General features: G+C 54.0%; 3 protein-coding genes. 1 reads left to right on the plus strand and 2 read right to left on the minus strand.

The window, feature by feature from the left end:
* A partial coding sequence (gene lspA / locus IM760_RS18725; RefSeq protein WP_204431737.1) for a signal peptidase II occupies positions 1 to 478 on the minus strand: 478 nt, incomplete at its 3' end.
* Between the two features lie 3 nt (positions 479 to 481).
* Complete coding sequence (locus IM760_RS18730; RefSeq protein ID WP_004574643.1) at positions 482 to 1,378, minus strand: cation efflux transmembrane domain-containing protein; 897 nt, start codon at positions 1,376 to 1,378, stop codon at positions 482 to 484.
* Positions 1,379 to 1,473: 95 nt separating this feature from the next.
* On the opposite strand from IM760_RS18730, the gene cadR reads away from it, so the two are divergent.
* Positions 1,474 to 1,881, plus strand: a complete 408-nt coding sequence (gene cadR / locus IM760_RS18735; RefSeq protein WP_004364961.1) for a Cd(II)/Pb(II)-responsive transcriptional regulator — start codon at positions 1,474 to 1,476, stop codon at positions 1,879 to 1,881.
* The last annotated feature ends 35 nt before the right edge of the window (positions 1,882 to 1,916 follow it).

Below are 1,916 nucleotides of genomic sequence, written 5' to 3' on the forward strand. Positions count from 1 at the left end.
CTTTTTTACCCAACAAGCTGCTGGAAACGAAAAGTAAGGCACCGAGGACAATTGCAATATCAGCCAGGTTGAAGGCCGGCCAATGCCAGTCTCGCCAATAGAAATCAAAGGAATCCACAACATAGCCGCGAAAGACCCGGTCAATCAGGTTGCCCATGGCGCCACCGAGGATAAGACTGTAAGCGATGGCTTCTCCTTTATGACGATTTTCAAGGATCAGGTTGATCAGAAAAATCGAGACCACTACCGCGATTCCGATAAAAAAGTAGCGCTGCCAGCCTCCACCATTCGCAAAAAGACTGAATGCGGCACCGGTGTTCCATAGGTGCACCCAGTTAAAGAACGGGGTCACCGAAACATACTCGCCATAGGCCATTGATTGCTGCACCAGCCACTTTACAGCCTGATCAGACGCTGCCAGCAGGCCCGATATGGACAATAGGGCATACGGCGAGAGCTTTTTGCCAATAATGAGCATTATTTAACCCTTCAACGCCAAAATGCGTCTGGCACCGTTAAGTACAATGCCCCCCGCGATGGTGCCGATAATCAGATCCGGATAATTGGAACCGGTCCACGCGACCAGGGCGCCGGCGGTGATGACCCCCAGGTTGATCACCACGTCGTTGGCCGAGAATATCCAGCTTGCCTTCATGTGCGCCCCGCCTTCCCGATGTTTGGATATGAGCAGCAGACAACTGGTATTGGCAATCAATGCGACGAATGCGATAGCCATCATCACCAGCGATTCAGGCTCACTACCGAATACAAAGCGTCTCACCACCTCTACGAGCACGCCCACAGCCAAGATCAGTTGCAGTACACCAGCAAGATGCGCGGCACGTACCTGCATTTTCACGCTATGTCCAACCGCATAAAGGGCAAGCCCGTACACCGCCGCATCGGCAAAATTGTCCAGGGATTCTCCAATCAGGCCGGTGGACTGGGCGATCAGACCGGCAGTCATTTCCACCACGAACAGAAGTGCATTGATGCCGAGCAACCAGCGCAGGGTCCCGGATTCTTGCTTAGCAGAAGCTGCCGAAAACTCGGCGGCCTTGATGGTCTCCGGATTTGCAGCGACGGTTTCCTGAAGCGAGGCGCCTAGCCCCAAGGTCTTCAGTTTCGAGGTGACGGGCTCGACCTCGCCGTCATGCACGACCTTCAGCCGGCGGTTCGACAAGTCGAAGGACAGCGCCCGAATCTCCTCAAAGCCGTTCAGGGCTAGGCGAATCATTCGTTCTTCTGATGGACAGTCCATCTTCGGCACGGCATAAACACTGACCCATCTCCCTGGCGCCTCGGAGGAGGCCTGTATATCGGTATCCGCTGCGGACGTTGCATCACCGCCACAGGCGCCACCACAGGATTTGCTCATGATACGACTCCACTTGAACAATGTTGTGGTACCATTTAAAACTATAAAGCTACTATAAGGTCAATAGAGTAAAGAATCCGTTGGGGAGGAGGCTGATGCGCATTGGTCAGTTGGCGCAGTTGGTAGGGGTCGAAACACAGACGATCCGCTTCTATGAACAGCAGGGCTTGTTGCCGCCGCCTGATCGGCAGGACAACGGTTACCGTGTCTATACCGAGAAGCATGGTGAGGGGCTGGCCTTCATCCGTCGCTGCAGAATCCTGGGCCTGTCACTGGCTGAGATTCACGAACTACAGAGCTATCAGGACGACCCTCATCAGCCTTGTACCGCCGTCAACGCCTTGCTCGATGATCACATCTCTCATGTGCGGTCGCAGATAACCGCTCTGCAAGCGCTTGAGAAACAACTCGTTTCACTGAGAGCGAGTTGCAACGATGACCGGGAAGTTGAGGCGTGTGGGGTTCTTGCTGGAATTAGCGAAGGAAACATGCACCAGCAGTAGGTGAAGCATCAACCAGATAATCCGATGAGATGCCG

The organism is Alloalcanivorax marinus, from assembly GCF_016906305.1.
GTDB lineage: Bacteria > Pseudomonadota > Gammaproteobacteria > Pseudomonadales > Alcanivoracaceae > Alloalcanivorax > Alloalcanivorax marinus.